The organism is Microbacterium sp. MTN4-26 (genome assembly GCF_042846595.1).
In the GTDB taxonomy this organism is placed as follows: domain Bacteria; phylum Actinomycetota; class Actinomycetes; order Actinomycetales; family Microbacteriaceae; genus Microbacterium; species Microbacterium luteum.
In genome coordinates, this window is sequence record NZ_BTGO01000014.1 from 12712 (window position 1) to 37408 (window position 24697).

General features: G+C 70.5%; 29 protein-coding genes. 11 read left to right on the forward strand and 18 right to left on the reverse strand.

What is annotated here, in order from left to right:
* Positions 1-10 precede the first annotated feature (10 nt).
* The 6 genes from ACGG9C_RS12425 to ACGG9C_RS12450 are packed head-to-tail and all read right to left on the reverse strand — an operon-like array spanning position 11 to position 4163.
* Positions 11-616 (reverse strand): GNAT family N-acetyltransferase, encoded by a 606-nt coding sequence (locus ACGG9C_RS12425; RefSeq protein WP_194384762.1) that lies wholly within the window; start codon positions 614-616, stop codon positions 11-13.
* Positions 617-625: 9 nt separating this feature from the next.
* Positions 626-1762 (reverse strand): sulfate/molybdate ABC transporter ATP-binding protein, encoded by a 1137-nt coding sequence (locus tag ACGG9C_RS12430; RefSeq protein ID WP_194384761.1) that lies wholly within the window; start codon positions 1760-1762, stop codon positions 626-628.
* Positions 1759-2571: an ABC transporter permease gene (locus ACGG9C_RS12435; RefSeq protein ID WP_194384760.1), complete on the reverse strand. Its 813-nt coding sequence runs from the start codon at positions 2569-2571 to the stop codon at positions 1759-1761. The genes ACGG9C_RS12430 and ACGG9C_RS12435 overlap by 4 nt, the downstream gene beginning before the upstream one ends.
* Entirely contained in the window at positions 2568-3320 is a 753-nt protein-coding gene (gene modA / locus ACGG9C_RS12440; RefSeq protein WP_194384759.1) for a molybdate ABC transporter substrate-binding protein, read from the reverse strand. Before modA ends, ACGG9C_RS12435 begins: the two co-directional genes overlap by 4 nt.
* Positions 3320-3715 carry a molybdopterin-binding protein gene (locus tag ACGG9C_RS12445; RefSeq protein WP_194384758.1) on the reverse strand — a complete coding sequence of 132 codons (396 nt, stop codon included), beginning with the start codon at positions 3713-3715 and terminating at the stop codon, positions 3320-3322. Before ACGG9C_RS12445 ends, modA begins: the two co-directional genes overlap by 1 nt.
* A 55-nt stretch (positions 3716-3770) precedes the next feature.
* Positions 3771-4163 (reverse strand): TIGR03618 family F420-dependent PPOX class oxidoreductase, encoded by a 393-nt coding sequence (locus ACGG9C_RS12450; protein WP_194384757.1) that lies wholly within the window; start codon positions 4161-4163, stop codon positions 3771-3773.
* Here ACGG9C_RS12450 and ACGG9C_RS12455 point away from each other — a divergent pair.
* Genes ACGG9C_RS12455 through ACGG9C_RS12485 form a run of 7 tightly spaced genes read left to right on the forward strand, consistent with a single transcriptional unit; the run spans position 4162 to position 9192 of the window.
* Positions 4162-4296 (forward strand): hypothetical protein, encoded by a 135-nt coding sequence (locus tag ACGG9C_RS12455; protein WP_272872947.1) that lies wholly within the window; start codon positions 4162-4164, stop codon positions 4294-4296. The genes ACGG9C_RS12450 and ACGG9C_RS12455 overlap by 2 nt on opposite strands.
* 9 nt (positions 4297-4305) lie before the next feature.
* The gene (locus tag ACGG9C_RS12460) at positions 4306-5418 is read left to right on the forward strand and encodes a ThiF family adenylyltransferase (RefSeq protein WP_194384756.1); all 1113 of its coding nucleotides are present in this window, start codon (positions 4306-4308) and stop codon (positions 5416-5418) included.
* Complete coding sequence (gene glp, locus ACGG9C_RS12465) at positions 5415-6653, forward strand: gephyrin-like molybdotransferase Glp (RefSeq protein ID WP_194384755.1); 1239 nt, start codon at positions 5415-5417, stop codon at positions 6651-6653. The genes ACGG9C_RS12460 and glp overlap by 4 nt, the downstream gene beginning before the upstream one ends.
* Positions 6650-7132: a cyclic pyranopterin monophosphate synthase MoaC gene (gene moaC / locus ACGG9C_RS12470; RefSeq protein WP_194384754.1), complete on the forward strand. Its 483-nt coding sequence runs from the start codon at positions 6650-6652 to the stop codon at positions 7130-7132. Before glp ends, moaC begins: the two co-directional genes overlap by 4 nt.
* Positions 7129-8001, forward strand: coding sequence for a molybdenum cofactor guanylyltransferase (locus ACGG9C_RS12475; RefSeq protein ID WP_194384753.1), 873 nt, complete (start codon positions 7129-7131; stop codon positions 7999-8001). Before moaC ends, ACGG9C_RS12475 begins: the two co-directional genes overlap by 4 nt.
* On the forward strand, positions 7998-8255 hold the full coding sequence (locus ACGG9C_RS12480) for a MoaD/ThiS family protein (protein WP_194384752.1): 258 nt from the start codon (positions 7998-8000) through the stop codon (positions 8253-8255). Before ACGG9C_RS12475 ends, ACGG9C_RS12480 begins: the two co-directional genes overlap by 4 nt.
* Positions 8248-9192 (forward strand): alpha/beta fold hydrolase, encoded by a 945-nt coding sequence (locus ACGG9C_RS12485; protein WP_194384751.1) that lies wholly within the window; start codon positions 8248-8250, stop codon positions 9190-9192. Before ACGG9C_RS12480 ends, ACGG9C_RS12485 begins: the two co-directional genes overlap by 8 nt.
* Positions 9193-9197: 5 nt before the next feature.
* Here the strand turns inward: ACGG9C_RS12485 and moaA are convergent, their stop codons facing one another.
* From moaA to ACGG9C_RS12500, 3 genes are read right to left on the reverse strand one after another with little or no spacing between them, the layout of a single operon-like run.
* Positions 9198-10208, reverse strand: coding sequence for a GTP 3',8-cyclase MoaA (gene moaA, locus ACGG9C_RS12490; protein ID WP_390178697.1), 1011 nt, complete (start codon positions 10206-10208; stop codon positions 9198-9200).
* The gene (locus ACGG9C_RS12495; protein WP_194384750.1) at positions 10202-10630 is read right to left on the reverse strand and encodes a molybdenum cofactor biosynthesis protein MoaE; all 429 of its coding nucleotides are present in this window, start codon (positions 10628-10630) and stop codon (positions 10202-10204) included. The genes moaA and ACGG9C_RS12495 overlap by 7 nt, the downstream gene beginning before the upstream one ends.
* A complete protein-coding gene (locus ACGG9C_RS12500) occupies positions 10630-11109 on the reverse strand; it encodes a molybdenum cofactor biosynthesis protein B (protein WP_194384749.1) in 480 nt (159 codons plus the stop codon). Before ACGG9C_RS12500 ends, ACGG9C_RS12495 begins: the two co-directional genes overlap by 1 nt.
* A gap of 99 nt (positions 11110-11208) precedes the next feature.
* On the opposite strand from ACGG9C_RS12500, the gene fdhD reads away from it, so the two are divergent.
* Positions 11209-12057, forward strand: a complete 849-nt coding sequence (gene fdhD / locus ACGG9C_RS12505) for a formate dehydrogenase accessory sulfurtransferase FdhD (RefSeq protein ID WP_194384748.1) — start codon at positions 11209-11211, stop codon at positions 12055-12057.
* Here fdhD and ACGG9C_RS12510 read toward each other — a convergent pair.
* The 5 genes from ACGG9C_RS12510 to ACGG9C_RS12530 form a co-directional block, all read right to left on the reverse strand.
* Positions 12013-12729, reverse strand: coding sequence for a phosphatase PAP2 family protein (locus ACGG9C_RS12510; protein WP_194384747.1), 717 nt, complete (start codon positions 12727-12729; stop codon positions 12013-12015). The genes fdhD and ACGG9C_RS12510 overlap by 45 nt on opposite strands.
* A 39-nt stretch (positions 12730-12768) precedes the next feature.
* Positions 12769-14160, reverse strand: a complete 1392-nt coding sequence (locus ACGG9C_RS12515; RefSeq protein WP_194384746.1) for a multidrug effflux MFS transporter — start codon at positions 14158-14160, stop codon at positions 12769-12771.
* Between the two features lie 144 nt (positions 14161-14304).
* Positions 14305-15291, reverse strand: a complete 987-nt coding sequence (locus ACGG9C_RS12520; protein ID WP_194384745.1) for a carbohydrate ABC transporter permease — start codon at positions 15289-15291, stop codon at positions 14305-14307.
* Complete coding sequence (locus ACGG9C_RS12525; protein ID WP_194384744.1) at positions 15288-16256, reverse strand: carbohydrate ABC transporter permease; 969 nt, start codon at positions 16254-16256, stop codon at positions 15288-15290. The genes ACGG9C_RS12520 and ACGG9C_RS12525 overlap by 4 nt, the downstream gene beginning before the upstream one ends.
* 94 nt (positions 16257-16350) lie before the next feature.
* Positions 16351-17706, reverse strand: coding sequence for an ABC transporter substrate-binding protein (locus ACGG9C_RS12530; protein WP_194384743.1), 1356 nt, complete (start codon positions 17704-17706; stop codon positions 16351-16353).
* Positions 17707-17934: 228 nt separating this feature from the next.
* On the opposite strand from ACGG9C_RS12530, the gene ACGG9C_RS12535 reads away from it, so the two are divergent.
* Entirely contained in the window at positions 17935-18963 is a 1029-nt protein-coding gene (locus ACGG9C_RS12535; protein WP_194384742.1) for a LacI family DNA-binding transcriptional regulator, read from the forward strand.
* 119 nt (positions 18964-19082) lie between these two features.
* Here the strand turns inward: ACGG9C_RS12535 and rplL are convergent, their stop codons facing one another.
* The 3 genes from rplL to ACGG9C_RS12550 all read right to left on the reverse strand — a co-directional run bounded on the left by rplL (position 19083) and on the right by ACGG9C_RS12550 (position 21382).
* Positions 19083-19478, reverse strand: coding sequence for a 50S ribosomal protein L7/L12 (gene rplL, locus ACGG9C_RS12540; RefSeq protein ID WP_071044369.1), 396 nt, complete (start codon positions 19476-19478; stop codon positions 19083-19085).
* Between the two features lie 41 nt (positions 19479-19519).
* Positions 19520-20035 (reverse strand): 50S ribosomal protein L10, encoded by a 516-nt coding sequence (rplJ, locus tag ACGG9C_RS12545; RefSeq protein WP_071044368.1) that lies wholly within the window; start codon positions 20033-20035, stop codon positions 19520-19522.
* A gap of 372 nt (positions 20036-20407) precedes the next feature.
* Positions 20408-21382, reverse strand: a complete 975-nt coding sequence (locus ACGG9C_RS12550; RefSeq protein ID WP_194384741.1) for a type IV toxin-antitoxin system AbiEi family antitoxin domain-containing protein — start codon at positions 21380-21382, stop codon at positions 20408-20410.
* Between the two features lie 272 nt (positions 21383-21654).
* Between ACGG9C_RS12550 and ACGG9C_RS12555 the strand changes: the two genes are divergently transcribed.
* Complete coding sequence (locus ACGG9C_RS12555) at positions 21655-22314, forward strand: YqaJ viral recombinase family protein (protein ID WP_194384740.1); 660 nt, start codon at positions 21655-21657, stop codon at positions 22312-22314.
* Here ACGG9C_RS12555 and ACGG9C_RS12560 read toward each other — a convergent pair.
* Positions 22311-22838, reverse strand: a complete 528-nt coding sequence (locus ACGG9C_RS12560) for a 2'-5' RNA ligase family protein (RefSeq protein WP_194384739.1) — start codon at positions 22836-22838, stop codon at positions 22311-22313. The two genes, ACGG9C_RS12555 and ACGG9C_RS12560, sit on opposite strands and share 4 nt — an antisense overlap.
* 148 nt (positions 22839-22986) lie before the next feature.
* Here ACGG9C_RS12560 and ACGG9C_RS12565 point away from each other — a divergent pair, with 148 nt between their 5' ends.
* The gene (locus ACGG9C_RS12565; protein ID WP_194384738.1) at positions 22987-24687 is read left to right on the forward strand and encodes an MDR family MFS transporter; all 1701 of its coding nucleotides are present in this window, start codon (positions 22987-22989) and stop codon (positions 24685-24687) included.
* Positions 24688-24697: the final 10 nt, after the last annotated feature.

Here is a 24697-nt window from a genome sequence, read left to right on the forward strand (position 1 = left end):
AGGCTCCGCCTCACCGCACCGCGAGGTCGATGGCGAACGCCTGCACGCCGTCGTGCGAGGGTACCGGCGTGAACCCGAGGCGCCGGTAGAAGGCGAGGGCGCCCGCGTTCTCGGCGCTCGCGACCAGGTGCACACCCGTCACGCCGCGCTCGCGCAGCGCGCCGAGAAGCGTGTCGACCAGGCGCCTTCCCCACCCCTGCCCCTGCGCCACCGGGAGCAGGTCGATGTGCAGGTGGGCCGGATGCGCGTCACCGTAGGGTTCGGCGCCGGCCCGGCGATTCGCGGCGTAGCGCAGGATCTCCGCCTCGCGCGTGTCAGCGGGCGGAGAAGCCGCCCAGGCTCTTCCCTGCACGGGCCACCAGTGATCGTGGAACCAGTCCTCGAACGCCCGGGTGTCCGGGGCGCAGACGATGTACCCGACTGCGACGTCGCGATCGTCGGCGACGACGAAGGCGAGATCCGGATGCCGCTCGACGTACGGCGGCACGAAGATCACGGGCCAGATCGCGTCGTCACTCAGCACGCCCGCCGCATCCGCACCCGCGTCGGCGGTTCGCACGCAGATCTCGGCGACGGCGTCGCGATCAGAAGGACGGTACGCGCGGATGCCGCTCATCGCGTCAGGCTACTCCGACGCGCCGACAGCGCTCATCGGCACCAGGCGGATGCTCGAGGCGTCCACACTCAGATGCACCTCGCCGCCGACCTCCAGCGCACGACCGGCCAGCACCTCCACGTCGACCTCGGCGGCGACCTCCGGCGCCGTCGTCTGCACGAGTGCGCCGAACGGCGACGGCTCGACGCGCGCGATCCGTGCCGTCCACGCCATCTCCCCCTCCGCCGCGCCGTCCGCGGGGAGGGCCGCGTCGCGGGTGTCCTCCCGCCCCATCGCTCGAAGGCGCACGGCGCCGGGGCGGAAGACGGCGCTCGCCCGGCCGTCGGCGACCCCCGGCGTGGCCAGCTGCAGCATCCCCGTCTCGTCGCGCCATACCCCGGCGCGCACGATGCCCGGCACACGATCGAGCCCGGCCACCGCCGCGACGAAGCGCGTGGCCGGCGCGCGGAGCACCTCCGCGACCGTGCCGGACTGCACGACGCCGCCGTCCTCGACGACGATCACGCGATCCGCCAGGGCCGCCGCATCGACCGCGGCGTGCGTGACGACGATCGTGGTCGCCCCGACGGCACGAACCTGGTCGCGGAGCACGCCGCGGATCTCGGATGCCGTCTCGACGTCGAGTCCGGTGAGGGGTTCGTCGAGCAGCACGGCCTGCGGGGCGGCGGCCAGCGCGCGGGCGAGGGCCGCCCGCTGCTGCTGCCCTCCGGAGAGCGCCGCGGGGCGCCGCGGGCCGAGGCCGGAGAGGCCGACACGCGAGAGCCAGTCCTCCGCGCGTCGTCGGGCGTCGGCGCGGGACACCCCTCGCGAGCGCAGGGCGAAGGCGACGTTGTCGCGCGCGGAGAGATGCGGGAACAGGAGCGGATCCTGACCGAGCAGAGCGACGCCGCGCCGAGCGGGAGGCACGTGCACCTCCGGCGACGACACGACCCGGTCGCCGATGCGCACGTGCCCCGAAGACAGGCGGTCGAGACCGGCGAGCGCGCCGAGCAGCGTCGACTTCCCCGCTCCGCTCGGCCCGAGAACCGCGATCGTCTCCCCCGGCGAAGCGCTCACCGCGGCATCGAGCACGAATCCACCGGCCCGCTCCACGCGCACCTGCGCGTCGAGCGCTGTCCGCGTCGCCGACGCGGCGGCGTCGGTCATCGCGTCGCTCCCGGTCGCCACCCGCGCACGAGCAGAAGCACCGCGATCGCGGTCAGCAGCAGCAGCAGCGACAGCGCCACCGCCGTCCCCTGGCCGACGCCGGAGCCGTTGAAGGCGGTGTAGATCGCCAGGGGCATGGTCTGGGTGATGCCGGGCGCGTTCCCGGCGAAGAGGGCCGTCGCGCCGAACTCGCCGATCGCGCGGGCGAAGGCGAGCACCACCCCCGCGACGATCCCGGGCAGAGCGAGCGGCAGGGTCACGCGCCAGAGGATGCGCCACCGACCCGCGCCGAGCGTGGCAGCGACGGTCTCGTAGCGTGTGCCCGACGTGCGCAGGGCCCCCTCGAGCGCGAGCACGAGGAAGGGCAGGGCGACGAAGGTCTGCGCGATGACGACCGCGCCCGTCGTGAACGGCAGGGACACTCCCCACTGCGCGAGAGCAGCGCCCACGGGCCCCGACCGCCCGAAGAGGTAGAGCAGCGCGACGCCGCCGACCATCGGGGGAAGGACCAGGGGCACGGTCACGATCGCGCGCAGCACACCCGCCAGGCGATCGCCGGCGCGCGCGATCACGAGGGCGAGGGGGATGCCGAGCACGACGCAGCACGCCGTCGCGAGCAGCCCCGTCTGCAGCGACAGCCGCAGCGCGGCGACCGCCTCCTGCGATGAGATGTCGGTCCACAGCGTCGACCATTCGACGCGACCGACGAGTGCCGTGAGCGGGATCACGAGAAGGGCCAGGCCCAGCACGGCGGGAACAGCCAGGAGCGGAGGAAGGAAGCCTTCGCGAGGCGCCGCGCGCCGCGTCACGGCGCGCCGAAGCCGTGCTCGTCGAGGACGTCGCGCCCCGCCTCGGAGAGCACGTACTCCACGAACAGCGCAGCGGCGGAGGCATCGGATGCACCGGAGAGCGCGGCGATGGGATACCTGTTGACGACGTCGGCGGCCTCCGGCGGCACGATCGCCTCCACGGCGTCCTCCGCCGCCGCATCGGTCCGATAGACGAATCCCGCGTCGGCCTCACCCGCGGCGACCTTCGTGAGCACGGCGGTGACGTTCTGCTCCTCGCTCACCGGCGTCACGGTCACCCCGGCCGACTCCAGAAGAGCCGCCGTCGCCGCGCCGCAGGGCACCTCGACCGCGCACTGGACGACGGCCGTCGCGGGGTCCGCGAGATCGGTCAGTCCGGTGACGTCACCGGGGTTGCCGGCGGGCACGGCGATCACGAGGGTGTTCGTCGCGAAGATCTGCGGTTGCTCGGCGGTGACCCCGGCCGCCTCGACATCGGCCATGGTCGCCTCGTTCGCGGAGGCGAACACGTCGGCGGGAGCGCCCTCGACGATCTGCGTGGCCAGTGTGCTCGACCCGTCGTAGACGATGGGCTCGACGTCGATCTCGGGGTGAGCGAGCTCGAAGCCCTCCGCCAGCTCGTCGAAGGCGGCCTGCAGCGACGCGGCGGCGTACACGCGAACGGACGTCTGCTCGTCGGCTGGAGCAGCGGTGCATCCGGCGAGGAGCGCCACGGAGGCGACCGCCGCAAGGAGAGCGAACCGGCGCATCAGCCCTCCCGCGGGGTCTCGACGATGACATTGGTCGCCTTCACGACCGCGACGGCGAGGGACCCGACCGCGAGACCCAGCTCCTCCGCGGCCTCGCGCGACAGCAGCGAGACGACGCGGTGGGGTCCCGCCTGGATGTCGACCTGCGCCATGATGCCGTCGACCTCGATCCGCGTGACCAGTCCGACGAAGCGGTTGCGGGCGCTGCGGGCGACGCCGGTGGGGTCCTCCGCGCCTCGAGCGATCTCGACCGCGAGCGCGGCGAGGTCGGCGCCGTCTACGCGCGCGGGCGCCTCACCGGTTGTCGAGAGGCGACCGGCATCGATCCAGCGGCGCACGGTGTCGTCGCTGACTCCGAGGAGGGAAGCTGCCTCAGATACCCGAAATGCGGTCATTCTGCCACACTATCACCGCAAGTGCGCCTATTCAGCGGGCTCAACGAAGCGAAGGTCACTCCTCATAGGCGCGCGCCCAGGCCTTCGTCGGCTCGATGAGCCACACCGCGAGCCCGGTCCGCATGCCATAGGGCTCACCCGTGTAGAGACGTGCGATGCGGTCGACGGAGGCAAGGGCGTCGTCGCCTTCGATGCGCTCCACCGCGGTGCCGCGGACGAAGGCCATCGAGTAAGGGTTGTCCGCGGCTGTGACGGAGACAGCGACGCGAGGGTCGTGACGGAGGTTGCGGTCCTTCAGCGTGTCGGTCTCGGTGAACAGCGCGAGACGCTCGCCCTCGACGCCGACCCACAGGGGCACAGAGTGCGGCGAGCCATCCATCATCAAGGTGGCAAGGTGCGCGATCGCGTCGGTCTCGAAGTACGGCTTCACCGTGGTCCAGTCGATCATGCCCTCTGAAACGTCTGCGGCAGGGGCCGGCATTCCGTCCGGTGCGGGCGGGCTCGGGATGCTGCTCGACCGTCGCGTCGAGGAGCCTCACCTCCTCGTGCCGGGGCCGATCCGCGCCGACGATCCGGCGTAGCGTGGTGTCATGACGTTCCCGCCCCTCGTGGCACCGGTCGACGCGCTCACCGACGACGAGGCCGTGCGCACCGCGCGGCACCGTGCTCTCCCGCAGGTCGGCGATGCCGGGCAGCGCCGACTGGCGGCCGCCCGCATCGCCGTCGTCGGCGCCGGCGGACTCGGCAGTCCCGTTGTTCTCGCCCTTGCCGCGGCCGGCGTCGGCTTGCTGCGCATCATCGACGACGACGTGGTCGAGCTGTCGAACCTGCAGCGCCAGGTCATCCATGACCTCGACGCGGTCGGCACGGCGAAGGCCGAGTCTGCCGCCCGGCGCGCACGCGCCCTCTCGGGCGCCATCACGGTCGAGACCGCCGCTGAGCGTCTCGACGACGGCAACGCCGCGCGACTGCTCGCCGACTGCGATCTCGTGATCGACGGCAGCGACTCCTTCGCGACCCGGGATGCGGTCGACGCCGCCTGCGCCGAACTCGGCGTTCCCCTCGTGTGGGGATCGGTGCTCGCGGGATTCGCGCAGGTGACGGTCTTCTGGGCGGCGCCGCCCGCTCCCGCCGAAGGCGTGCGCCTGGCCGACCTCTTCCCGCCCGGCACCGCGGGTGAGCCGCCGAACTGCGCGTCCGCCGGTGTGCTCGGCCCCCTGTGCATGCAGGCCGGCGCGCTGATGGCGACCGAAGCGGTGAAGCTCGTGATCGGTGTCGGAGAGCCGCTGCTCGGTCGCATCTGCATCATCGATGCGTTCGGCGCTCGCCAGCGCGAGATCCCCCTCCGGTCGCGGCCGGCCGCGCCGCAGCCTTCGAGCGCGGCGAGCCGAGCCCCTCGGATCAGCGCCCCGGCGCTCCGCCGCGAGCTCGCGGCGGGTCGCGTCGCGCTCCTGCTCGATGTGCGGGAACACGACGAGTTCGCCGATGGGTGCATCGACGGAGCCGTGAACGTCCCGCTCGACCGCGTGCTGGGCGACACCACGGTGGTCGAGGCGGCATCGGTGGTCGTCGTGTGCGAACGCGGCGCCCGCGCCGAGACAGCCGCTGACGCCCTCCGGGCCACCGGCGTCGAGGCGACGGTGCTCGACGGCGGCATGGCCGCGTGGCGGGCCGCCACGCGGCGACTGGCGAGCGTCTCATGAACGCGCTGATCAGCGTCGAGCAGCACCGCGCCCGCATCCTCGACGCGCTCGATCCGCTCCCCGTCGAGACCGTGTCCGTGGGCGCGGCCGGGGGGCTCGTGGGCGCGGTCGACGCTCGCGCCGCCCTCGACATCCCCGTCTTCGACAACTCCGCCATGGACGGATTCGCCGTGCGCACGGATGACCTCGCTCATGCCACCGCCGAGACGCCGGTGGCTCTGCGCGTGGTCGCAGACCTTCCCGCCGGTTCGAGCGACGACCCGCAGCTCCGTTCCGGCGAGGCGGCGCGCATCATGACCGGCTCGGCGGTGCCGAGCGACGCCGACGCGGTCGTTCCGGTCGAACACACCACGGCAGGGCTCGCCGACTCGCTCACGCGCACCGAGGTCACGATCGCCCCCACGCGCGGGCAGCACATCCGACGTCGAGGCACCGATCTCGTCGCCGGAGACATCGTCGTGCGCGCGGGTGAGGAACTGACCGGCTTCCGGCTGGCGGCGCTGGCGGCAGCCGGGATCGCCGAGGTGGTCGTGCGCCGCCGCGTGCGGCTGGCCATCGTCTCGACCGGCAGCGAACTGGTCTCCGCGGGGGATCCGCTACGGCGCGGCCAGATTCCCGAATCGAACAGCGTCCTGCTCGGAGGGCTCGCGACGGAGGCGGGCGCGCAGGTGGTGCACACCGGGCGCGTGGCAGACGACGCCGATGCCTTCCGCGCGACCCTCGCCGCAGCCGCCGACGCCGGGGCCGACGTGGTCGTGTGCACCGGCGGCGTGAGCGTGGGCGCGTACGAAGTCGTCCGCGACGTGCTCGAAGGCGACCGCGTCCGATTCGACAAGGTGGCCATGCAGCCGGGCAAGCCGCAGGGCTTCGGCGTGCTCGACAGCGGCATCCCCGTCTTCTGCCTGCCGGGGAACCCCGTCAGCGTCGCGGTGTCGTGGGAGACGTTCGTGCGGCCCGCGCTCCGGCACCTCCAGGCGTGCCGCGAGCTCGATCGCACCCTGGTCGCCGTTCCCGCCGCGACGGGATGGCGCACGCCTCCCGGACGCCGGCAGTACCTGCCCGCCGCGCTCGACCGCACCGATCCGGGTGCGTGGACGGTCCGCCCGGCGACGGCGGGCGGATCGGGCTCCCATCTTGCAGGCGGCCTGGCGCAGGCGGAGGCGTACGCCGTCGTGCCCGCGGAGGTCGAGGCCGTCACGGCGGGCGACCTCGTGACTGTCATGCTGGTCTCATGAGCGAGCAGCCCTTCACCCACCTCGACAGCGACGGTCACGCACGCATGGTCGATGTCACCGAGAAGCAGCCCACCGTGCGCGCGGCCACCGCGAGCGGATTCGTCCGCTGCTCGGCGTCCGCCGTCGCGGCCCTGCGCGATGGATCGGTGCCGAAGGGAGACGTGCTCGCCGTCGCCCGCATCGCCGGGATCGCCGGCGCCAAGCGCACGGCCGACCTCCTCCCCCTGGCCCACATCATCGGCGTGCACGGCGCGGTCGTCGACCTCGAGATCGTCGACGAGGGCGTGCAGATCCGAGCGACGGTGCGAACGGCCGACCGCACCGGTGTCGAGATGGAGGCGTTCACCGCCGTCTCGGTGGCGGGCCTGTCGATCGTCGACATGCTCAAGGGCATCGACCGTCTCGTGCAGCTGGAGAACGTGCGCCTCGAGGCGAAGACCGGTGGCCGATCCGGTGCGTGGAGCCGCGCGGAGGCATGACGTCCCCCTCCCTCGATGCCATCGTGCTGGCCGGCGGCCGCGCGACACGGTTCGGCTCGGACAAGGCCGCGGCGACGATCGATGACGAGACGCTCCTGCAGCGCGTGGTGGATGCCGCGCGCCGCGCGGGCGCCGTCCGGGTCGTCGTCGTCGGCCCGCGACGCCCGCTGCGGGCGGGAGCGGGCGTGCTGTGGTGCCGGGAGGACCCGCCGTTCGCCGGACCGGCCGCCGGGATCGGCGCCGCGATCGGCGCTGTGACAGCCAATGATGTGCTCGTGCTCGCATGCGATCTGCGCAGGCCGACGGATGCGCTCGCCGCGCTGGGCGCGGTGCCGCCGGGCACCGACGCGGTCGTGCCGGTGGACGACGCGGGGCGGAAACAGTGGCTCACGGCCCGCTACCGCACCGCCGCGCTGCGGAAGGCCGTGCACGACTCCGGCGGTCTCGAAGGCGCTGCGGTGCGTGAGCTCATGCACACGCTGGAATGCGCGCATCCGGTGATGGCCGAGGATCACCTCGCCGACGTGGACACGCGAGCCGATCTGGACGAAACTGGAGGCAGGGCGTCCGTCGCCCGGATATCGGAGGATGACATGGCCGACTCACCGACGCACCTGAGCCCGGAAGACCTCGACGCGTGGGTCGTGACGATGCGCGAGCGCTTCGACCTGTCCGTCGAAGCCGTGCCGACCGGCGACATCCTCGACCTCGCTCGCGACGCCGCTCACGCCGTCGCGAGGCCCGCAGCGCCCCTCGCGGCGTTCGTGGCGGGTTTCGTCGCGGCTCGCGATGGCGGCGGACCGGCGAAGATCTCCGAGGTCATCGACGAGGTCTCGAAGCTCGCCGACGGCTGGAAGGGTGCGAAGTGAGCACGGTCAGCGCACCGCCGACCGTCGCCGTCAGGTTCTTCGCCGCTGCGGAGGAAGCGGCCGGCGCGGCATCCGGAACATATGCGGCACCGGACATCGCCGCGCTCCGCGTCGCCCTCACGAGCGCTCATCCGGCCCTCAGCGCGGTGCTGCCTCGCTGCGCGCTGCTCGTCGACGGCGTCCGCGCCGACGACGCCACCCCCCTCGACGAGGCGTCGACGGTGGACGTGCTGCCCCCGTTCGCGGGTGGGTGACCCGCCGTCCGATCAGCTGGCGAGTCATCCGCGGGTCGGCGTCGAGCGCATCCACGACGCCGGCACCTACACGCGCGTGACGCATGTCGGCGGCGTCGGCGATCTCCGTTTCGTGCTCGTGCCCGGCATCGGCATGGGCGTCGGCATCTTCGAACGGCTCGCCCCGCGGCTGCTCCCGCACGGCAGAGTGCACGCCCTGGACCTGCCGGGCTTCGCCGGCATCCGACTCCACGACGATCCGCTCGACATCGACGAGTACGCCGACATCGTGATCCGCGCCATGGAGGTGCGCGGACTGCGCGATGTGGTGCTGATCGGTCACTCGATGGGGAGTCAGGTGGTGACGTCGGCGGCGTGCAGAGGCGCGAACCTGCGCGGCGTGGTGCTGATCAGCCCCGTCGTCGCGCCCTGGCAGCGACGATTCGTCTTGGTCGCGATCGACTTCGTCCGGTCCAGCATGCACGAACCACCCGGTGTCGCACTTCTCGGGGCCATCTCCTATGCCTTCACGGGGCTCCGGTCGTTCTTCCGCACGATGCCCCGGATGCTCGCCTATCGGATGGAGGACCGCATCGGCGAGGCCGCAGCACCCGTCCTCATCGTCCGCGGCACGCGAGATCGCGTCTCCCCCGCGGCATGGACGACCATGCTGCGCGATCGTGCACGCGACGCGGAGGTGGTCGAGGTCGCCGGCGCCGCGCACTCGGTGATGCACCAGCACGCGACCTCCGTCGCCGACCGGATCATCTCGTTCGCCGGAGTCTCCTCGCCGTCCCCACGCACCGACCGCTCGCGCTGGACCGTGCGGTTGCGCGCTCATGCCGTGATGGCGCGAGCCAGGGAGATGGTCGCGATCGTTCGCGGGGATGATCGCGCGCTCGCGCGGGCGAAGACCTCTCGCATCCGGGCCGCGCTCGCGGCGGGAGAAGCCGGCTGACCGGATCAGCCGCCGATGGCGCTCATCGGCCGCTGCGGCTGCAGGAAGCCGGGCTCGTCGATGCCGTGACCCGGAAGCTTCCCCGCGATCGAGCGCCGCAGGACGTCGGCGATGTCGTCGTCGTCGGCATCCCCCCGCAGCAGCGGGAGCAGGTCCGACTCCTCGCGCGCGAACAGGCAGTTGCGGATCTGGCCGTCGGCGGTCAGCCGCACGCGATCGCACGCACCGCAGAACGGTGCCGTCACCGACGCGATGACGCCCACCGTCGCCGGCCCGCCGTCGACGTGGAACACCTCCGCCGGCGACGCCCCGCGCTCGCCGACCGGCTCGAGGGTGAACGCCTGGCGCAGCGTCTCGAGGATCTCCTCGCCCCGCACCATCTCCACGCGGGACCAGATGTGGCCGGCATCCAGCGGCATCTGCTCGATGAAGCGCATCTCCGCCTCGTGGTCGACCGCGAAGCGCACGAGGTCGACGAGCTCGTCTTCGTTGACGCCTCGCATGGCAACGGCGTTGAACTTCAGCGGCGCGAACCCCACGGCGCGTGCCGCGTCGATGCCGGCGAGGGTGTCGTCGAGCCGATCGCGCCGCGTGAGCTCGGCGAAGCGATCGCGGCGCAGCGTGTCGATCGAGATGTTCACGCGAGCGAGTCCGGCGTCGCGGAGCGGCCCGGCGAGCTTCGGCAGGGCGAGCGCGTTCGTCGTCATGGACACCTCGAGAGGACCCTCCGGCCCCTCGATGGCCGCCATCCGGGCGACGACGTCGACGACGTCCCTGCGCAGGAGCGGCTCCCCGCCGGTGAGGCGCACCTCGGTGATGCCGAGACTGGCCGCCACGGCGGCGACCCGGGCGAGCTCGTCGGTGGTGAGGATGTTGTCCTTCGCGAGCCACTCCACGCCGTCTGCGGGCATGCAGTAGGTGCAGCGCAGCGAACAGCGGTCGGTGAGCGAGATGCGCAGATCGCGGTGCACGCGGCCGAAGCGATCGACGAGGGTTCCACGCGAGCCCGTCACGATCCGATCCCCACCCAGGCGGATGCCCCGTCGCTCTGCTGCTGCTTCTTCCACACCGGCAGGTCGGACTTGATGGCCTCGATGAGCTCGCGGCTGGCGGCGAACGCTTCGGCGCGATGGGCGGATGCGGCCACCACCACGACGGCGACATCCCCGACCGCGAGGCGCCCGACCCGGTGGGTCACGGCGATCAGCGCGTGCTCGCCGGCCGCCTTCTGCGCCAGCTCCCGCAGGATGCGCGGAGCGTCGGGATGCGCGGAGTACTCGAGCGCCTCGACGCTGCCGGCCGCCTCCGGGTCGTGGTCGCGCACGGTGCCGATGAACGTGGTGAGCGCGCCGACCGCCGGATCGGTCGCGGCGTGGATGTGGGCGGCGACGTCGATGGGCGTGTCGCTGATCTCGGCGATGACGACTCCGGCATCCATCAGTGGTCTCCCCCCTCGAGCTGTGACACGACGTGCGAGGCGATCCGCACGAGGAAGGGCATTCCGGAAGCGACCGCCTTCGGCGAGCCGGGGAGGTTCACGATGAACGTCGTCGCGGCGACGCCGGCCCGCCCGCGGGAGAGCGCCGACAGCGGGGTGTCCGCGGCGCCGTCGGCCCGCAGGCGCTCCGCCACGCCGGGAACCTCACGATCGAGAACGCGCGCGGTGCCCTCCGGCGTGAGGTCGCGCGGCGAGACGCCCGTGCCCCCGCACGTGACGATCACCCGCGCTCCGTCCCCGATGAGCGCGCGAAGCTCCTTCTCGACCGCGTCGACGCCATCGGGGATGATCGACGCGTCGTCGCACGCGAAACCCGCCTCGCGCAGCGCCGCCACCGCGACCGGGCCGGCGGAGTCCTCGCGCACGCCGCGGTGCGACCGGTCCGAGACGGTCACGACGGCGGCGCGAAGAGATGTCATCCCTCCACGATAGGTGCCGAGATCGGTTCGCGGCGCCGTTACGGCGGATCGTTTCGAGGCCGCCGATCCGTCTTTCGCGAGCCGGGATATCGTGTGGGAATGGCTCGTTCCACCGCCCGTCGCCGCGTCGTCCGCGTGCGAATCGATGCCGACGGCGAGGGCGTCCACGCCGTCTCGCGCCGCGAAGACGTTCTGGCCGCCGAGGAGCCGCTGGAGATCCGCATCGACGGATCATCCTGGGCCGTGACCATGCGCACGCCGGGCGACGACTTCGACCTCGTCGCCGGGTTCCTCGTCGGCGAGGGCGTGCTCACGGCGCCCGAGCAGCTGAGATCGCTGCGGTACTGCGCGGGGCGCGACGCCGAGGGCGCACAGACCTACAACGTTATCGACGCCCACCTCGGCGCCGGCGCGGTGCCGCCCTCCGACGCCGCCGCACGACACAGCACCACCACCAGTGCGTGCGGCATCTGCGGCACCGAGTCGATCGAGGCGGTGGCCAAGACCGCGCGGCTCCCCCTCGAGGCGGCGGAACCGCTCGTCGATGCGGCGGTCGTCGCCCAGCTGCCCGATACGCTGCGCGAGGCGCAGCAGGTCTTCGACGCCACCGGGGGCGTGCACGCCGCCGGCCTGTTCGCACCGGACGGCACCGCGGTGTGCGTGCGCGAAGACGTCGGCAGGCACAACGCCGTCGACAAGGTGATCGGGTGGGCGCTCCGCGAGGGCAGACTCCCCCTGGCACAGCACGTGCTGCAGGTGTCGGGGCGGGCGTCGTTCGAGCTCGTGCAGAAGGCGCGGCTTGCGGGCATCCCGATGCTGGCGGCGGTCGGGGCGCCGTCGACGCTCGCGGCGCAACTGGCGCACGACACGGGGCTGACCCTCGTCGGGTTCAGCCGCAACGGCTCATTCGCGATCCACGCGCACCCCGAACGCGTCGCCGGAATCTGACCCGTCCTCGGGCTGACGCGCAGTGCCGCGGGATGCGACGAGGCGTGGTTCCCGCGCGAGGGGCACGCTGAACACCGCCGCGACCACGAGCGCCGCACCGACACCGACGAGCGCACCGCCCACGGTGTCGCTCAGCCAGTGAGCGTGCAGGTACGTGCGGCTGAAGGCCATGAGCAGGATCCACGCCGCCCCGATGATCGCCACGACGAGCCGTGGAAACAGCACGACCGCGCACACCGCGATGGTCGCTGCGTTCGCGACGTGACCCGACGGGTAGGACCCGTAATCCGACATGATGAGGATCTCGGTGGGTCGCGCGCGGCCGAACAGGTGCTTGAGCAGCTGAACGAGTGCCGCCGACACCGCCTCGGCAGTGAGGAAGAAGGCCGCCGCCCATGGTCGACGCACCGCGATGAGAGCCCCCGCGCCGCCGAGCGGCACGACGAGCACACCGACCCACCCGCCTCCGATCACGTTCATGGCGTGCGACACGGGCCCCGCCAGCGGCACCGCCGCGTCGACGAGCAGGTTGTTCCACCAGGCGTCGATCGCGAACGGGGTGTTGCCCCGGGCGAACGCCCACGCGCCGAGTCCCGTCGCCAGCGCGATCAGGAGGAGACCGAGGGCGACCAGCGAGAACGTCATCGTCCGCGTACGGAAGGGAAGAGGCATCCGACCATTGTGCCCCGACCCCGATCCGGAAGGGCCGGCTCAGGGAGTGAGCCGCTCCACGGAACGCGGACGGACAATGAACCACAGCGCCGCCACCGCGAGGAGACCGCAGCCGACCATGACGGCCGCCATCGTCGTCGCGGTGATCGCCGCGCCGTGCGACACGCCGCCGACGATCGGAGAGACCAGCCCCGCGACGCCGAAATTGACGGCGCCGAGGATCGACGCGGCCGTCCCCGCCGCCTTCCCGTGCCGGTCCAGCGCGAGAACCTGCACGCACGGCATGGTGAACCCGACTCCGGTCATGAAGACGAGCAGCGGCACGACGGTGCCCCACAGACCGAGTCCGAGCCGATCGGTCGCGATGATCGTCGTCCCCGCGATCACGAGCGTCGCCGTCGAGAACGCGAGCACCCACTGCGGCCCGAATCGCGCCGCGAGGCGAGAGGCGACCTGCACACCGACGACCACTCCGAGCGAGTTGACGGCGAACAGCAGGCCGTACTCCTGAGCCGTCAGGCCATAGGCCTCTTGGAAGAGGAACGGAGACGCGGAAAGGTAGGAGAACAGCCCGCTGAAGGCCATTCCGCCGATGACGAGCACGCCGAGGAACACGCGGTCGCTGAACACGCTCTTGTATCGCTGAACCATCGTCGTGTTGCCGCGGTCCAGACGGCGTGCCGGAGGCAGGGTCTCCGGGAGGAGCAGGATGGCGCACAGGAACATCAGCGCGCCGTAGCACGCGAGGACCACGAACAGCCCTCGCCAGGGCATGACCTCCATGAGGGCCGAGCCGATGAGCGGCGCGACGACGGGGGCTACCCCGGTCACGAGCGCGAGCCGGCTGAGCATGACCACCAGGCGCCGGCCGCCGAACAGATCGCGCACCATCGCCATCGCCACGACGCCGCCGGCGGCAGCCCCGATCCCCATGAACACGCGGGCGATGCCGAGTGTCCCCAGGGTGGGTGCCATCGCCGCGGCCACACTCGCCACGACATGGAGGGCGGTGACCGCGAGAAGCGGGATGCGGCGGCCGACCTTGTCGCTCAGCGGGCCCACGATCAGCTGACCGAGAGCGAAGCCGACCATCGTGCCGGTGAGCGTCAGCTGGATCGCCGCGGCCGTCGTCTGGAAGTCGGCCTCGAGCACCGGGAAGGCCGGCAGATACAGGTCGATGGTGAAGGGACCGAGCGCCGTGAGTGCGCCGAGGAGGATGACGTAGAGCACCCGCCGCGGCGTCGAGATCGCATCCCCCGGGTGCAGGACGATCGGCGCGGTCGCCGGATTCGTGCCGAGGGTGCGGATGGCGCCCGTGGGAGACCCCGCCGTGCGCGGGAGACGGGTGGTCGCGGTCTCCGGTGCTCGCGCACCGTCGGTCGGACGAGGATCAGCGGGGTTCTGTACAGGGAGAGAGGCGGTATCGAGCAAGAGGACTTCGTTTCAGCGGCGTGACGGGGCGTCGGCCGGGGATGACCGGTCTGGCGCAGAGGAGACGGCGGATGCGCCGTGATGCCGATCGCGGACAGGAGCGTCCGAATCGATTCGACTCCTCAGTGTATCGGACGCCTCGCCTCAGCCCTTCGTCGATCCCGCCAGCAGACCTCGCACGAAGAATCTCTGCAGCGAGAAGAAGACCACCAGGGGAACCACGAGCGAGACGAACGCCCCCGCCGTCAGCCGCTGCCAATCCTGACCTCGCGAGCCCACCATCTCCGCCAGCCGCTGGGTCAGCGGAGCGACATCCTGCGTGCCACCGGAGAAGATCAGCGCGACCAGCAGGTCGTTCCACACCCACAGGAACTGGAAGATCGCGAACGAGGCGATCGCCGGGGTGGCCAGCGGCAGGATGATGCGGAAGAAGATCTGCGCATGGGAGGCGCCGTCGACGCGGGAGGCCTCGATGACATCGCGCGGGATCTCGGAGATGAAGTTGTGGAGCAGGAAGATCGCCAGCGGCAGCGCGAAGATCGTGTGCGCGATCCACACCGGCAGGTAGTTCTGCTCGGGGATGATCGGGATGACGTCGTGGAGCCAGGCCTGCCCGGGGCGCAGCCAGAACGAGAACGTCTGCAGCAGCGGCACGAGGGCCATCTGCAGCGGCACGATCTGCAGCGCGAACACGAAGATGAACAGCGTGTTGGCGCCGGGGAACTTGATCCACGCGAACGCGTAGGCCGCCATCGAGGCCAGCACGAGCGGGAAGATCGTCGCCGGGATCGCGATCGCGAGCGAGTTGACGAAGTACGCCCCCAGCTGCGGTGACGACATCGACGGCGAGAACAGCACGTCCTGGTAGTTGTCGAGCGTGAATCCGGGATTCTGGAAGATCGTCCACCAGCCGGTGGTCTGGATGAGCTCCGCCGGACGGAACGACGAGACGAACAGGCCGAACGTCGGGATCGTCCACAGCACCGCGATGATGAGCGCGGCCAGCGTCGCCCAGCGCGACGTGAGACGGCGCTTCGCGCGAGCCGTGCGCGTGCCTTCTGCCGCTTCCTCGAAGGCGTCTTCTTTTCGCTCGTCGTCGATCGGAAGATCGACCGGGGCCACGCTGCTCATCGGATCTCCCTCTGCTTGCGGAGGACGTTGACGTTGTAGATGACGATGGGAAGGACCATCACGAACAGGATCAGAGCGAGCGCCGAACCGCGCCCGACCTCACTGGCGCGGAACGCCTGCGTGTACATCTCGTTGGCCACGACGCTCGTGTTGAAGTTTCCGGCGGTCATCGTCCGCACGATGTCGAAGACCTTGAGGGTCGCGATCGAGATGGTCGTCAGCACGACAACCAGCGAGGAGCGGATCCCGGGGACGGTGACGTTCGAGAAGCGCTGCCACGCGTTCGTGCCGTCGAGCTGCGCCGCCTCGATCTGCTCCGTCGGAATGCCCTTGATCGCCGCGCTCAGCACGACCATCGCGAATCCGGTCTGGATCCAGATCATGACGACGATCAGCAGGAAGGTGTTGAGCGGATCGGTCTGCAGCCACTGCACGGGGTCGCCGCCGAGTCCCACGACCATGGCGTTCAGCAGACCGATCTGATCGCGGCCGGCCGAGCGGTACTCGTAGACGAAGCGCCAGATGATGCCCGCGCCGACGAAGGAGATCGCCATGGGCATGAACACCAGCGCCTTGTAGAAGCGCTCACCGCGCGACTTGTCGATCCACACGGCGTACGCCAGTCCGAGCGCCGTCGAGATCGTGGGGACGAAGAGCACCCAGATGACCGTGTTGATGAGGGTGCGGATGGCCGAGGGCTGCGTGAACATCCACACGAAGTTGTCGAAGCTGAAGTTCCCGGAGTTGTCCAGGAACGCCAGCCCGGTCGTCCGCACCGCCGGCCAGATGAGGCCGATCGCCAGGAGGAGGATCGCCGGCAGCAGGAACCACGTCAGCTGCCAGTAGTCCCTGCCCTTCTTCGGCCCGCGGCCCATGAGGAGCACGAGGATGCCGATGATGGCGGCGAAGATCACCAGCCCCATCACCACCTGCAGGATCTTCCCCGTGAGGTCAGCGGTTGTCATCGAGGTCTTCCCTTCGTCGTTGAAGCATGGTGCGGCGACGGAGGCTCCAGGACCGAGGCGGCGCCGTTACCGCCTCGGCCCAGGAGCGAACCGATCAGCTGGCGGGCCAGCTTGCCTCGATCTCGTCGACGACCGTCTCGGTGTCATCGCCGGAGACCCAGGCGACGATGCCCTTCCAGAAGGAGTCGGCCCCGACCGCGCCGGGCATGAGGTCCGAACCGTCGAAGCGGAACGTCGTCTCCGGGTCCTGGAGGATCTCGATCGACTGCACGAGCAGCTCGCTCGACGCGTTCTCCGGGTCAACGCCCGTGTTGGCGCTGATCACGCCGCCGAGGCTGACCCGGTTGTTCGCCCACGTGTCGCTGGAGAGGTAGGCGCGGACCGCCTCGACCTCTTCGGCGTCGGTGAAGGCGACCGGGAACTCGCCGCCGCCGGTGACCGACAGCGGGTCGCCGGCGTTCGCGGGCGGGGTGAGGAATCCGAAGATGTCGCCGTTGGACGCGACCGTCACCTCATCGCCGCCCTCGGGGTTCCAGAAGGTCTCGTAGAACGAGGCCTGGTGGTGCAGCGAGCACTCGCCGTCGAGAATCGGCAGTCCCGCCGTCTGGAACGCCTCGGTCACGAGCGTCGACACGTCGCCGATGCCGCCGTTGACCATGTCCTCGTTCTTCAGGTATCCGCCGACGGCGTCGAAGGCCTCCACGACCTGCGGGTCGTTGAAGGGGATCTCGTGGGTCACCCACTGGTCGTAGACGTCGGCGCCGTGCAGACGCAGCATCCAGTCCTCGATCCAGTCGGTGCCCGGCCACCCGGTGGCGTCGCCGGACTCCAGGCCCACGCACCACGGCTTGCGGTCGCCGTCGGCCGCGATCTGCTCCGACAGCGCCTCGAGCTCGTCGAGCGTCGCGGGGATCTCCCAGCCGTTCTCCTCGAACTCGCTGGGCGAGTACCAGATGTACCCCTTGATGCTCGCCATGAGCGGCGCTGCGTAGAAGGTGTCGTCGTAGGTTCCGTAGGTCTTCCAGTCCTCCGACCAGAATTCGTCGACGTGGGCTTCGACCGCCTCCGAAGCGGGGATGAGCCATCCGCCCTCGGCGAGACGGGCGAGCAGTCCGGGCTGCGGCACGATGCCGATGTCGGGTGCATTGCCGCCCTCGGCGAGCACGGCGATCTGCGCCTCGAACTCGCTCGAGCCCTGATAGTCGATCTGGATGCCGGTGCAGGCCGAGAAGTCGCTCCACGACTCCACGAGGCGATCGGCTTCGAGATCGAGGATGGTGCCGCCGATGGTCACCTCCGCGCCGTCGAACGTGCCGTACTCCTCGTAGTCGGTGCAATCGACATCGGATGCGTCGGGCTGCATGTCGCCGGTACACGCCGACAGGGCCAGCGCGGCGACTCCCAGTCCGGCTGCCGCGGCGAAGACGCGCGAACGCGACTGAGTCCTCATGGTGCCTCCTCATTGAGTAGCAGGTCGGCATGACATCGCCGACCCAAGGTGCTCGGGAACCGTTCCCACGCTCACGCTAAGGGATCGCTCCCGCGCGCACAATCCGGTTCGGGTCACAACTGAATAACCATGGACGCACGGGCTGGAATCGGCGTGGGAGCGCGTGCCACGATGTCTCGCAACCGGTTCCACTTTCCGGACGAAGACGACCGGCATCCGAGGAGCACAATGGGTGGCATCGCCGAGGTGGCGCGCGTGGCCGGCGTGTCGAAGTCGACCGCGAGCCGAGCTCTCACGGGGAACGGCTACGTCTCCCCCGCCACGCGCGAGCGGGTGGCGCGGGTGGCCGAAGACCTCGGGTACGTCGCATCCTCATCCGCGTCGAGTCTCGCCACCGGACGCACCCGGAACATCGGCGTCGTGATGCCCTACCTGAACCGGTGGTTCTTCGCCGAGGTGCTCGAGGGCGTTCAGGAGGTGCTGCTGGCGGAGGGGTTCGATCTCACGCTGTACGACGCGAAGCCCGGCACCGAGGGCAGGCGTCGCGTCTTCGACGACTTCCTCGCCCGAAAGCGGTTCGACGGCCTCATCGCGGTCGCCCTGGAACCCGACGACCATGAGCTCGAACGCCTCGTGGGAATCGGGCGGCCGGTCGTCAGCGTGGTCGGCGACAGCGACCAGACGAGCGTCGTCGGGCTGGATGACGTTCACGCGGCCCGTCGCGCCACCGCGCACCTGGTCGACCTCGGCCACGAGCGCATCACGTTCCTGGGCGGGATCTCCGACCACGAGGGCCCTCACGTCGACCGCGAGCGTCTGAGCGGATACACGTCGCGCATGCGCGACGCGGGACTGCGTCCGGACCACGCCCCATCCGAGGTGTCGCTCCCGGGCGGCTACGACGTGGCCGTCGACCTGCTGAGCGATCCCGATCGACGTCCCACGGCCATCGTCGCCGCGTGCGACGAGGTCGCCATCGGGGCGATCATCGCCGCGCGACGACTCGGCATCGCCGTTCCGTCCGCACTGAGCGTCGTCGGCATCGACAACCACGAATACTCGGAGATGTTCGGCCTCACCACGCTCGAGCAGTCCCCCCGCAGCCAGGGAGCGGCCGCCGCCCGACTGCTCCTCGACCATCTCAGGTCCCCCGGGACGGATCGCACCCAGATGCGCCTGCACGCGCGCCTCATCGTGCGCGGCTCGACGTCACCGCCGCCGGGCACTCCGTCGGTGGCGGTCGGCGTCATCCCCTGACCCGCGCCACCGGAGCGCACCGGAGACGCACCGGAGACGCACCGGAGTACCGCCGGAGACGACAGAACCCCGGATGCCGAAGCATCCGGGGTTCTGTTCTGTCAGGCGCTGAAGCGTGATTACTTCAGGGTGACGGTGGCGCCGGCGCCCTCGAGGGCCTCCTTGGCCTTCTCGGCGGCTTCCTTGTTCGCGCCCTCGAGCACGGGCTTGGGAGCACCGTCGACGAGACCCTTGGCGTCGCCGAGGCCGAGCGAGGTGAGCTCGCGCACGACCTTGATGACCTGGATCTTCTTGTCGCCGGCAGCCTCGAGGATGACGTCGAACTCGGTCTTCTCCTCCTCGGCGGCGGCTTCGCCACCGGCACCACCGGCGGCGGGGGCGGCACCGGCGACGGCGACGGGCGCCGCGGCGGTGACGTCGAAGGTCTCCTCGAACGCCTTGACGAACTCGCTGAGCTCGATGAGCGTGAGCTCCTTGAACTGGTCGAGCAGCTCTTCAGTGCTGAGCTTTGCCATGATGATTCTCCTTGCTTGGGTATCTGTCGCCGCAGGCCGGATCAGGCCGCGGACTCCTGCTTCTCGCGCAGCGCGTCGACCGTGCGCACGGCCTTCGACGGGAGCGCGTTGAAGACGAATGCCGCCTTGGTCATCGAGGCCTTCATCGCACCGGCGAGCTTCGCCAGCAGGACTTCACGGCTCTCGAGGTCGGCGAGCTTGTTGACCTCGTCCGCGGTGAGAGGGTTACCGTCGAAGTAACCGCCCTTGACCACGAGATGAGGGTGTGCCTTGGCGAAGGCGCGCAGGCCCTTCGCGACGGTGACCGGGTCACCGTGCACGAACGCCACGGCCGACGGACCCTTGAGGTCGTCGTCCAGCGACGAGATCCCCGCGTTGTTCGCGGCGATCTTGGTCAGCGTGTTCTTCACCACGGCGTATTCCGCGTCCTGACGGATGCTGTTGCGGAGCTCCTTGAGCTCGGCAACCGTCAGACCGCGGTACTCGGTGAGCAGTACGGCGGTCGAGTCCTCGAAGTTCTTCGTGAGCTCGGCGACCGATGCTTCCTTCTGCGCCATGGCCACTCCTTGTGTGTACGAGACGCCCGACGGTGGTGGGGCGTCGGCCTGGGACATCCGGTCGCTCGGGCAAAGAAAAAAGCCCCGGCGCAAGCGCACGGAGCTCGATTTCCCGTCAGTCCGGGATCTCTGTCGTACACCTGCGCAGGCCCCTGTTCTTCACAGAGCTTCGATCGTCTCGTTCGCACGACACGATGACCGGCGGTCTTCGGCTCCGGTTACTCTACCCCACCCGCCCTTCTCCCCCAAATCCCCGCCCCGCCCCTCCTCCGCACCATCGCCGAGCCACCCCTTTGATGCCCAGCCACCCCTTTCGTGGCGCAGGCAATGGGCTGGTTCGGCACGAAAGGGGTGGCTCGACCGAGGCGACGGTCACGAAGGACGGATGCCGAAACGGGCGAGACGTGCACCGAGCGCCGCCGGGGTGGCCGCATGCTCGTCGCCCCAGCGGGCAAGTCTCCACTGGGTCGTTCCTCGGATCCAGTCTTCGCGCGCCTTCTCGTCGAGCAGCACCTGTTCGACGCTGCGCCCCGAGCGCCGCGCCTCATCCACGTACTTGTCCTTTCCGTCGCACTCTCCGAACGTCCTCAGGCCTCTCAGCCCGATGTCGACGAAGTACGAACCTCCGCCCGGAGCCGGTACGGGCACCTGCAGCTCCGCCCGTTCGAACCCCAGTCGATGCAGCTGGAGCCGACTCACGCTCTCCAGCGGCAGCTGGGCCCGACCATCTGCCAGCTCGACGATGCGCCGCGCCTGGCGGATACCTCGCGGGCCCGATCTCTCCGTACGGTGGAGCAGCCGCGATGTGAAGTCGGCAGCGGCGCGATCGTCAAACCGTCGCGGATCGCCGCCGATTCGCCCAAGAGCAGCGTCGGCGACCGAGATCGACGCCTCGGCCGACACCGCACGAATCACGTCGTAGGTCGTCCGCTCGAGATTCGTGCAGAAGAGGCCACCGACGATGTCGACCTCCGTCTCCGCGAGGCTGCCCTCGTGGCGCATCACGTCATCCGCGCTGTGACGGGCGGACGCCGCCGCGAGGACGTGCGCGCGACGAGGAGCAAGCCGATAGAGCGGCAACCCGTGGAGAACCGCGGCAGAGACGCCACAGAAAACCACCGTCGCACCCCGCGACGCACGCTCGACGGCGAGGACGAGCGCACGATGCCGGGACTCCGGCCACAATGAGGCCCAGACCGCGCCGTCGATGTACGTGCCCCGGCGGATGCGGTGGAGGACCCCGGCGTCGACGGCGTCGGCGATCGAGCGGTCGCTCATCCCTTCGTCGATAAGCGCCGGCCGTGATCGCAGCAGACCGAGGAGTTCGTCGAGACTCGCGTGACGCATACTCGCACGGTCCCGCAGGTCGCTCGCCGGAGCCGCTGCCGAATCCATCTTGTGGACGAAGCCGAGTCACGCCGAGGTGGGGAGGAGCACTGCACACGCATCGAGCCATCCCTTTCGCGCCGAACGGGCCCCTTCTCCGCAACGGAAAGGGGGTGGTTCGGCAACAAAGGGGTGGTTCGAGTCGAGGGACGAGGGGGACGGGTGGGGAAGCGGGGCGGGGGATGCGGGGGTGTCGCGGGAGGGGTGGGGGATGCGGTGGGTAGCCTGGGGGGATGACTCCGGAGCTCGCCGCACGCATCGTGGCGGACTCCCGGGATCGCGTTTCCTGGGTGCGCGCCCGCTCGCGCGGCATCACCGCCACCGACGTCGCGACCCTCACCTCCGAGCGCGCCATCGCACGGGCAGCCGACGCGAAGCTGCTCGGATCCGGCTTCTCGGGAAACGCCTTCACAGCACACGGCCGCGCGCGCGAGCCGGAGATCGCGGCATGGGTGGCGGCGACCCATGGCATCCAGCCCTCGAGCGCGCTGTTCCACGCCGTCGTCGAGAAGCGACACCTCGCCACGCCCGACGGCATCGGGGTGGACACGAGCGGACACGTCGTGCTCGCGGAGATCAAGACGACGAACAAGGCCTGGCGCTCGATCCCCCGCTCCTACCTCCGGCAGGTGTGGTGGCAGCAGCACGTGCTCGGCGCCGAGCGCACCCTCGTCGCGTGGGAGCAGCACGACGACTTCGTCCCGATCCACGACGAGCCCCGGTGCCAGTGGGTGGATCGCGACGAGGTCGAGATCGGCAAGCTCGTCAGCCTCGCGACCGCGCTGATCGACGAGCTCTACCACCGCACGCAGCTCGGCAGGTCGCTGCATGCGCGCACGGCGCCGCCCCGGCGCGATCGACAGCCCTACCGCGCGCTCGCGCTGGCCGACTAGGCCGCGCCGACGGCGAACACGCGCTTCGCCTCGGCATCCCACACCCGCATCCGCACCGCACGCACACGGGATGGCGCGTCGCCGACGAGGTCGAGCGCTTCGGCGAGACGGTCCACCGGCATTCGTCGAGCGAGCGTCACATGAGGGGTCCAGGCGTCGGGGACCGTGTGCGGGATGACGCGCTCGGCGCCGCCGAGCCGCGCGACGACCTCCCGCTGCAGCGCGAACAGGTCGGCCGCGACGATCACGGGGCAGGCAAGCACCCTGCGCGGCCCGTCTCCGAACAGGATGATGCCGGACAGCGCGAGCTCGAGCGGAAGCCGACCCGCGAGACCCGACAGCAGCCGCGCATCCTCGGCGCCGGCGCGGTCGGTCCCCTCCAGGACGGCGAGCGTGACGTGCGGCGCGTTCGTCGCTCCGGCATGGCGACCGGCGCTCGGCAGCCCTCGCTCGATCAGCGCGTCCCATGCGCGCCGCACCCCGGCGTCGCTCTCCTCGTCGAAGACGAGCTCCACGCTCCTCATCCCGCCATCATCTCGCGCCGTCACCGCAACGCCGAGCAGGCCCCACCGTTTTGGTTGACGCAGATCAACCATCTGCGTATAGTTGACGCAGATCAACCTTTGCGCGTCACCGTCGCCGCCGCGTTCCGCTCTTCGTCACGAGGTCCTCATGTCGCAACCCCTCTCCGAATCCGCCACCACGCCGCGCGACCGTCGCCGAGTACTCCAGGCCCTCATCGGCCTGCTGCTCGGGATGTTCGTGTCGATGCTCGCCTCGACGGTCGTCTCCACCTCGCTGCCGGTCATCATCCACGACCTCGGCGGGGATCAGGCCGCCTACACCTGGGTGGTGACGGCCACCCTGCTCACGACCGCGATCTCGACCCCCATCTGGGGCAAGCTCGCCGATCTGTTCGACCGCAAGATGCTCATCCAGATCGCCATCGCGATCTTCGTGCTCTCCACCGCGGCCGCCGGGTTCTCGCAGGACACCACCATGCTCATCGCGTGCCGCGCGGTGCAGGGCATCGGCGCCGGTGGGCTCGCCGCGCTCAGCCAGGTGATCATGGCCGACATCATCAGCCCGCGCGAGCGCGGCCGCTACATGGGCCTGTTCGGCGCCGTGATGGCCGTCGCCACCGTCGGCGGGCCGCTCCTCGGCGGCGTCGTCACCGACACGCTGAACTGGCGCTGGAACTTCTTCATCGCCCTCCCCTTCGCCGTGGCCGCACTCATCATCCAGCAGCGCACGCTGCACCTTCCCACCCGCCCCAAGAAGCGGGTGCGCATCGACTACGTCGGCATCGTGCTCCTGAGCACCGCCGTCTCGCTGCTGCTCATCTGGGTCACCAACGCCGGCACGTCCTATGACTGGTGGAGCACGGAGACGATCCTCATGGTCGGCGGAGCCGTCGTCGCGGGCGTGCTCTTCGTCGTCGTCGAACTCCGCTCGACCGAACCCCTCGTGCCCCTGACGCTGTTCCGCAACCGCACCTTCACCCTCGCCGTGGTCGCCTCGATCGCGACGGGAATCGCGATGTTCGGCACGTCGGTGTTCCTCAGCCAGTACATGCAGATGGCTCGAGGCGCCACGCCCACCGAGGCCGGTGTCATGACGATCCCGATGATCGCGGGCCTGCTGCTCGCATCCGTCGTCGTCGGAGCGCTCATCACGCGGCACGGGCACTGGAAGCCGTACCTCATCGCCGGGGCCGTGCTCCTGATCGCCGGTTCGTACACCCTGTCGACCATCCACTACGACACGAACTTCGCCCTCGTGTCGCTGTACATGTTCCTGCTGGGCGCGGGCGTCGGCACGACGATGCAGAACCTGGTCCTCATCGTGCAGAACACCGCACGCCCCACGGAGATGGGCGTGGCCAGTTCCGGCGTGACGTTCTTCCGGTCGCTCGGCGGCACGGTGGGCGTCTCGGTGATGGGAGCCACGCTCGCGAGTTCGGCATCGAACCTCGTCGCCGAGCGCCAGAACGACATCGGTGCGGCCCTCGCGGCACTCGGGGCCGACGGTGCGCAGATCGCCGCCCAGCTGCAGTCGGGAACGATCCCGCAGGTCGCGACGCTGCCGGAGAGCCTGCGGGTGATCTTCGAAGACGTGTACGCGACCTCGATCGCGCACGCGTTCCTCATCGCCGTGCCCGTCGCGGTGGTGAGCCTCATCGCGATCGCCTTCCTGCCGAACGTGCCGCTCACGCGCATGACCACGAGCGAGCGGATCGAGGCGACCGAGGCCGACCTCGCCACCGTCTCGGTGAGCGAGGGGATGGATGCGCTGGCCGCCACCGGCACGATCACCACGCCGTCCGCGCCGGCGGAGCCGCGCGACACCGACGCCGGCCGCGAGCGCCGCTAGGGTCGACAGC